This window comes from Stenotrophomonas sp. GD03958, from assembly GCF_029839005.1.
Classification (GTDB): domain Bacteria; phylum Pseudomonadota; class Gammaproteobacteria; order Xanthomonadales; family Xanthomonadaceae; genus Stenotrophomonas; species Stenotrophomonas hibiscicola.
In genome coordinates, this window is the sequence record NZ_JAOBZT010000118.1 from 1 (window position 1) to 7,263 (window position 7,263).

General features: G+C 66.2%; 7 protein-coding genes. 2 read left to right on the top strand and 5 right to left on the bottom strand.

The annotated features are described in order from the left end of the window. Positions 1-165: 165 nt before the first annotated feature. The 5 genes from N5C25_RS19930 to ahpC all read right to left on the bottom strand — a co-directional run bounded on the left by N5C25_RS19930 (position 166) and on the right by ahpC (position 5,130). A complete protein-coding gene (locus N5C25_RS19930) occupies positions 166-1,122 on the bottom strand; it encodes a transaldolase (protein ID WP_279937739.1) in 957 nt (318 codons plus the stop codon). A 50-nt stretch (positions 1,123-1,172) separates the two neighbouring features. Then, complete coding sequence (gene rnk / locus N5C25_RS19935; protein ID WP_019661134.1) at positions 1,173-1,577, bottom strand: nucleoside diphosphate kinase regulator; 405 nt, start codon at positions 1,575-1,577, stop codon at positions 1,173-1,175. Between the two features lie 123 nt (positions 1,578-1,700). Next, positions 1,701-2,663: a LysR substrate-binding domain-containing protein gene (locus tag N5C25_RS19940; protein WP_058980374.1), complete on the bottom strand. Its 963-nt coding sequence runs from the start codon at positions 2,661-2,663 to the stop codon at positions 1,701-1,703. A gap of 85 nt (positions 2,664-2,748) precedes the next feature. Continuing rightward, complete coding sequence (gene ahpF, locus N5C25_RS19945) at positions 2,749-4,341, bottom strand: alkyl hydroperoxide reductase subunit F (protein WP_058980373.1); 1,593 nt, start codon at positions 4,339-4,341, stop codon at positions 2,749-2,751. A 225-nt stretch (positions 4,342-4,566) separates the two neighbouring features. Next, positions 4,567-5,130 carry an alkyl hydroperoxide reductase subunit C gene (gene ahpC, locus N5C25_RS19950; protein ID WP_005408159.1) on the bottom strand — a complete coding sequence of 188 codons (564 nt, stop codon included), beginning with the start codon at positions 5,128-5,130 and terminating at the stop codon, positions 4,567-4,569. 298 nt (positions 5,131-5,428) lie between these two features. Here ahpC and prmC point away from each other — a divergent pair, with 298 nt between their 5' ends. Beyond that, complete coding sequence (gene prmC, locus N5C25_RS19955) at positions 5,429-6,286, top strand: peptide chain release factor N(5)-glutamine methyltransferase (protein WP_049450148.1); 858 nt, start codon at positions 5,429-5,431, stop codon at positions 6,284-6,286. Between the two features lie 48 nt (positions 6,287-6,334). After that, positions 6,335-7,263 (top strand): prolyl aminopeptidase (pip, locus tag N5C25_RS19960; RefSeq protein ID WP_279937740.1); only part of this gene is annotated, 929 nt, incomplete at its 3' end.

The window sequence follows — 7,263 nt, forward strand, 5'->3', positions numbered from 1 at the left end:
CCGGTCTTGCCGTGTGCGCAGGACAGCGCACACGAGCAAGCGGCGACCGAGCTTACAGGGACGTACTTGCAGCGCCCCCTGCACGGCCTACCCACCCTGCCAACCACATGACCCGCTCTTCGCGACCAAGCCCCCCGCCACGAGGGGCTCAGCCGTTGGCCGGAATCACAGTGCCGCGCGGATCCGCTCGCGCAGTGCTTCCAGATCCTTGGCAAACGCCTCGATGCCGGTCGCCAGCTTCTCGGTGGCCATCGGATCGGCCGCCAGGTCCGCCGCGAACTTCGCCGCGTCGATCGGGGTCACCGCCGCGCCATCGGCGGCGCCGGCCACCAGCTTGCGCGGCAGCGCGCCGTGGTCGGCGTCCAGCTTCTCCAGCAGGTCCGGCGAGATCGTCAGGCGGTCGCAGCCGGCCAGTGCTTCGATCTGCGCGGTCGAACGGAACGAGGCGCCCATCACCACCGTCGGCGAACCGCGACGCTTGAATTCGGCGTACACGCCGCGCACGAACTTCACGCCCGGGTCTTCGTCGATGGTGGCCGGGGTCTGGCCGTTGGCCACGTACCAGTCGAGGATGCGGCCGACGAACGGCGAGATCAGGAACGCGCCGGCTTCGCTGCAGGCCAGCGCCTGGGTCGGGTTGAAGATCAGCGTCAGGTTGCAGTCGATGCCTTCGGCCTGCAGGATGCGCGCGGCTTCCACGCCTTCCCAGGTCGCGGCGATCTTGATCAGGATCTTCTCGCGCGGCACGCCGGCGTCGGCGTACATCTGGATGAACTGGCGGGCCTTGGCCACGGTGGCAGCGGTGTCGTGAGCCAGGTCGGCATCCACCTCGGTGGACACCCGGCCCGGCACCAGCGTGCTCAGCAGCGCGCCGACGCCGATGGTCAGGCGGTCGGCCACGGCGTGCACCACGGCTTCGCGGTCGCCCGTCTGCTGGCGGCCCCAGGCCAGTTCGCGTTCGATCAGCTCGGCGTAGACCGGCAGGTCCAGCGCCTTCTTCACCAGGGTCGGGTTGGTGGTGCAGTCTACCGGCTGCAGGCGCTTGATCGCCTCGTAGTCACCGGTATCGGCAACAACCACGGACAGTTCGCGCAGCTGGGACAGTTTGGACGGGGTACTCATTGCGGCTCCTGGTGCAAGGGAATCGAATCGCGCGCGGTGCGCAGCGGTAATCAGGGGCGGTCGTTATGGACCGCGGTCACGCGCAGGCGCAGCTTCCGGCCACCGGGCGCGTTCCAGTCGATGCTCTGGCCGATCGAAAGGCCGAGCAGGGCACTGCCGACCGGGGCCAGCACGGAGACCTTGCCTTCATCGACGTTGGCTTCGCGGGGGAAGACCAGGGTCAGGACGTGCTTTTCGCCCGACACTTCATCTTCGCATTCCACGCGCGAATGCATCATGACGATGCCTTCGGGAATCTGGTCCGGTGCCATCACGGTGGCCCGGTTGAGTTCTTCAGCAAGCGCGAGCGCGGCAGGCGTCTGGCTCAGCGCGGGGGATTCGAGCATGGCGTCCAGGCGGTCCATGTCGAAAGTAGAAACGGTGATCGACGGCGGCAGGCCGCTGGCGGTACTCATGGTGAAGCTCCTTGGTTGAAAGCCATGCAAAAGGCGGCACCTGCTGGCGCCGCCTGTCTGTATTGTGGGGACAAATGCGGCCGGAATCGACTCCTGCCGATTCCGGGCCGATGCTGCAGGGGTTCAGCCGTTCAGCGCCGGGCCGGGCAGGGATGCCGCATCGGACGTGGCGTTCAGCGCATCCAAGGTGAACAGCGCCTGCGGCAGGCGCTTGAACTGGTCGGCCAGCTCCATCAGGAAGTCGTTCATGGCCGAGCTGCGACGCCAGATCATGGCGATGCGGCGGCTGGGACGGCCCTCGCCGGTGAAATCGAGCAGGCGGATGTTGTTCGAGCGCGGCACCGGCGGCTGCACCGACAGACTTGGCAGCAGGGTGATGCCGACGTCGGCGGCGACCATCTGCCGCAGGGTTTCCAGGCTGGTGGCGCGGAATTCGGACTTCTCATTGGCGCCGAACAGGCGGCACACTTCCAGCGCCTGGTCGCGCAGGCAATGCCCGTCTTCCAGCAGCAGCAGCTTCTGCGTCGCCAGTTCCTGCACGTCCAGATGTTCACGACGGGCCAACGGGTGGCGCCCGGAGACGGCCAGCAGGAACGGCTCCTCGAACAGGAACTCGGCATGCAGCTGGTCGTCCACCACCGGCAGCGCCAGCAACGCAGCATCCAGCTTGCCTTCGCGCAGGCGGTCCAGCAGCACGTCGCTCTTTTCCTCGACCAGCAGCAGTTCCAGCTCCGGGAAGCGCTCGCGGATGCGCGGGATCACATGCGGCAGCAGGTACGGGCCGAGGGTCGGGAAGATGCCCAGGCGCACCGTGCCGGCTTCCGGATCGCGGCTGCGTCGCGCGGCTTCCTTCAGCTGTTCCACTTCGGACACGATCACCCGCGCCCGTGCTGCTGCTTCCTGGCCCGCCGGGGTCAGCATCACCTTGCGCGGTGCGCGTTCCACCAGGGGCAGGCCGAGCTCTTCCTCCAGCTTGCGGATCTGCGTGGACAACGTCGGCTGGCTGACAAAGCAGGACGCGGCAGCCCGGCCGAAATGCTTGTGGTCGGCCAGGGCTACCAGGTACTTCAGATCACGTAGGTTCATCCTTACACCCCAGGGGTAACGGACCGGCTGACGGCGTGGTTACCCGACAGGCAGACAATGTTCCCGGTGATCTGGGAACGGTGGATCAGGCCGCTTCAGCAACGGCACCGCTGCTGTTGCTCACCGACGAGCGGATCAGGTGGTCGAACGCGCTCAGTGCGGCGGTGGAACCGGCGCCCATGGCGATGATGATCTGCTTGTAGGGCACCGTCGTGCAATCGCCAGCAGCGAACACGCCCGGCAGGTTGGTCTGGCCGCGGTCATCGATGACGATCTCGCCACGCGGCGAAAGCGCCACCACATCCTTCAGCCACTCGGTGTTGGGCAGCAGGCCGATCTGCACGAAGATGCCTTCCAGCTCGACGCGGTGGGCATCGCCGCCGATGCGGTCCTTGTACACCAGGCCGGTGACCTTGCTGCCGTCGCCCAGCACTTCGGTGGTCTGTGCGCTGGTCAGCACCGTCACGTTGGCCAGGCTGCGCAGCTTCTTCTGCAGCACTTCGTCGGCACGCAGGCTGGAATCGAACTCCAGAAGGGTTACATGCGACACGATGCCGGCCAGATCGATGGCCGCTTCCACGCCGGAATTGCCGCCGCCGATCACCGCCACGCGCTTGCCCTTGAACAGTGGGCCATCGCAGTGCGGGCAGTAGGCCACGCCCTTGTTGCGGTACTGGTCTTCGCCCGGCACGTTCATCTGCCGCCAGCGTGCGCCGGTGGACAGGATCACCGAACGCGACTTCAGCACCGCACCGTTCTCCAGCTGCACCTGCACCAGGCCGTCTTCGCCGGCCGGCACCAGCGCGCTGGCACGCTGCAGGTTCATGATGTCCACCTCGTACTCGCGCACGTGCTGTTCCAGCGCCGTGGCCAGCTTCGGGCCTTCGGTCTCCTTCACCGAAATGAAGTTCTCGATCGCCATGGTGTCCAGCACCTGGCCACCGAAACGCTCGGCGGCGATGCCGGTGCGGATGCCCTTGCGTGCGGCGTAGATCGCCGCTGCGGCGCCAGCCGGGCCACCACCGACCACCAGTACGTCGAAAGCATCCTTGGCGGCGATCTTCTCGGCATCGCGCTTGCTGGCGTTGGTGTCCAGCTTGGCCACGATCTGCTCCAGGGTCATGCGGCCCTGGTCGAACACTTCACCGTTGAGGTACACGGTCGGCACCGACATGATCTCGCGCTTCTCGACTTCGTCCTGGAACAGGGCGCCATCGATGGCCACGTGCTGGATGCGCGGGTTGAGCACCGCGGCCAGGTTCAGCGCCTGCACCACGTCCGGGCAGTTCTGGCAGGACAGCGAGAAGTAGGTTTCGAACCTGTACTCGCCTTCCAGGTTCTGCACCTGCTCGATCAGCTCGGCGGTGGCCTTGGACGGATGACCGCCCACCTGGAGCAGCGCCAGCACCAGCGAGGTGAACTCGTGGCCCATCGGCAGGCCGGCGAAGGTCAGGTGGATGTCCTGGCCCGGGGTGCCCAGGTCGAAGGACGGCACGCGGCCTTGGCCGTCGCGCAGCACCTGCAGCGAGATCTTGTCCGACAGGCTCTCCAGGGTCTGCAGCAGGTCCAGCATTTCCTGCGACTTGGCGCCATCGTCGGCGTGCGCGGTGATCTGGATCGGGCGGGTCACGCGTTCCAGATAAGTCTTCAGCTGCGACTGCAGGTTGGCGTCCAACATCGGGTCATCTCCTGGCTTCAGGCAAACAGGGGGCGTGGCACCGCTATAGAAGGTAGCGGACCAGCTGGGGGTAGGGGTGAACCCAAGACAGCGACCGTGGAAGGGGCTGGCTGGCCAAGGCGGGCGAGCGTTGGCTGTCTTGGGTTCACCCCCACGCCGGCGGGGTGACCGGCACGGGGATGAAGGGCGCGCCGCGGCGTGGGGCCACGGCAGGCCGGTACTGCCTTAGATCTTGCCGACCAAGTCCAGCGACGGGGTCAGGGTCTTCTCGCCTTCCTTCCACTTGGCCGGGCACACCTGGTTCGGGTTGGCGGCGGTGAACTGGGCAGCCTTCAGCTTGCGCAGGGTTTCAGAAACGTCACGGGCGATCTCGTTGGAGTGGATCTCCAGGGTCTTGATCACGCCTTCCGGATTGATGATGAAGGTGCCACGCAGGGCCAGGCCTTCTTCCGGAATGTGCACGCCGAAGGCGTTGGTCAGCTGGTGGGTCGGGTCGCCGACCAGCGGGAACTGGGCCTTGCCGACGGCCGGCGAGGTTTCGTGCCACACCTTGTGCGAGAAGTGGGTATCGGTGGTGACGATGTAGACCTCGGCGCCAGCCTTCTTGAACTCGGCGTAATGGTCAGCCGCGTCTTCGATCTCGGTCGGGCAGTTGAAGGTGAAGGCGGCCGGCATGAAGATCAGGACGGACCACTGGCCCTTCAGGCTGGCGTCGGAAACCTTGATGAACTCGCCATTGTGGTAAGCGTTGGCTTCGAACGGCTGGATCTGGGTGTTGATCAGGGACATCGTTTTTCCTCTTGTGAAGGGGAGTGGGTGAATCGACAGGAGCTAGGTTACCGACTCGCTGGCGATAAGAACAATCCATTGATTGCATCTATTCGATAGATGGAGTCTATCATTTTGGTCATGAGCAGGCACTGAACCTTGCCGCTCCCATCCTGCAACTGGCTGTGTGACAAGGGAAATCTCCCGGAGGCGCGGAAAGGGGCCGATAGCCCCTCCTTATTCCCTCCGGCAGAACCTGAACGGATTGCAGCTTTTTGCAGTGTCGAGCCACGCTCGACTGCGGCTCTACAATTGCGGCATGTCTTTCCAAACCGAACCCTCCCTGCGCCAGACCGTGGCTGAGGCCAGTGCCCGTCTCGGCGGCATCGAGGCCCGCCACGAGGCTGAACTGCTGCTGCTGCACGTACTGGACCGCCCGCGCAGCTGGCTGTTCGCCCACGCCACCGATCCGCTGGCCGCCAATGACCAGGCCGCCTTCGAGGCGTTGCTGGCCCGCCGCGTGGCCGGTGAGCCGGTGGCCTACCTGACCGGCCGTCGCGGATTCTGGACGCTGGACCTGGAGGTCGACCTGGCCACGCTGATCCCGCGTCCGGAAACCGAGCTGCTGGTCGAGCTGGCGCTGGAGCGCCTGCCGCCAGACCAGTCGCTGCAGCTGGCCGACCTGGGCACCGGCAGTGGTGCGATTGCACTGGCACTGGCCAGCGAACGGCCGCAGGCGCAGGTGCTGGCCACCGACGCCAGCCCGGGCGCGCTGGCCGTGGCCGCGCGCAATGCCGCCCGCCATGATCTGCGCAACGTCCGCTTCGCTGAAGGCGGGCACGACTGGTATGCGCCGCTGCAGGGCGCGCGTTTTGATCTGATTGCCAGCAACCCGCCGTACATCGCCAGCGACGATCCGCATCTGGAGCAGGGTGACCTGCGCTTCGAGCCGGCCACCGCACTGGCCTCGGGTCCGGATGGCCTGGACGACATCCGCCGCATCGTCGACGGTGGCCAGGCCCACCTGCTGCCCGGCGGCTGGCTGCTGATCGAGCATGGTTGGGACCAGGGCGAGGCGATCCGCGCGCTGTTCGAGGCGGCGGGGTTTGCCGAGGTGCAGACCGTGCAGGATCTGGAGCAGCGCGACCGCATCACCCTGGGCCGGCGTCCGGCCTAGAATGGAGGTTCTCCTGCCACGGCAGGGCATCACCCTGGAGCTGCAAGCATGCGTACGCTGTACCCCGCCATCACCCCCTATGACGTCGGCACCCTGAAGGTCGACGACCGCCACACGCTGTACTTCGAGCAGTGCGGCAACCCGGACGGCAAGCCGGTGGTGATGCTGCACGGTGGCCCGGGCGGTGGCTGCAGCGACAAGATGCGCCAGTTCCACGACCCGTCCAAGTACCGCATCATCCTGTTCGACCAGCGCGGTGCCGGCCGTTCCACCCCGCACGCCGACCTGGTGGACAACACCACCTGGGACCTTGTTGCCGATATCGAGAAGCTGCGCGAACACCTCAAGGTCGATCGCTGGCAGGTGTTCGGTGGCAGCTGGGGTTCGACCCTGGCGCTGGCCTATGCCGAAACCCATCCGCAGCGCGTGACCGAACTGGTCCTGCGCGGCATCTTCATGCTGCGCCGCTGGGAACTGGAGTGGTTCTACCAGGAAGGCGCCAACCGCCTGTTCCCGGATGCGTGGGAGCACTACCTCAAGCCGATCCCGTCGGTGGAGCGCCATGACCTGATCTCGGCCTTCCACCGCCGCCTGACCAGCGACGACGAAGCCACCCGCCTGGAAGCGGCCAAGGCGTGGGCGGTGTGGGAAGGCGCAACCAGCTTCCTGCATGTCGATGATGACTTCATCAACAGCCACGAAGACCCGCACTTCGCGCTGGCGTTTGCCCGCATCGAGAACCACTACTTCGTCAACGGCGGCTTCTTCGAGGTGGAAGACCAGCTGCTGCGCGACGCGCACCGCATCGCCGATATTCCCGGCGTGATCGTGCACGGCCGCTACGACGTGGTCTGCCCGCTGGCCAACGCCTGGGACCTGACCAAGGTCTGGCTGAAGGCGAAGCTGGAAATCACGCCGGCCTCGGGCCATTCGGCGTTCGAGGCCGAGAACGTGGACGCGCTGGTGCGCGCCACCGA

What these genes read in the sequence shown, in the direction of transcription:
- N5C25_RS19930 (WP_279937739.1), bottom strand. Translation starts at nt 1,122, where the DNA reads ATGAGTACCCCGTCCAAACTGTCCCAGCTGCGCGAACTGTCCGTGGTT.
- rnk (WP_019661134.1), bottom strand. Translation starts at nt 1,577, where the DNA reads ATGAGTACCGCCAGCGGCCTGCCGCCGTCGATCACCGTTTCTACTTTC.
- N5C25_RS19940 (WP_058980374.1), bottom strand. Translation starts at nt 2,663, where the DNA reads ATGAACCTACGTGATCTGAAGTACCTGGTAGCCCTGGCCGACCACAAG.
- ahpF (WP_058980373.1), bottom strand. Translation starts at nt 4,341, where the DNA reads ATGTTGGACGCCAACCTGCAGTCGCAGCTGAAGACTTATCTGGAACGC.
- ahpC (WP_005408159.1), bottom strand. Translation starts at nt 5,130, where the DNA reads ATGTCCCTGATCAACACCCAGATCCAGCCGTTCGAAGCCAACGCTTAC.
- prmC (WP_049450148.1), top strand. Translation starts at nt 5,429, where the DNA reads ATGTCTTTCCAAACCGAACCCTCCCTGCGCCAGACCGTGGCTGAGGCC.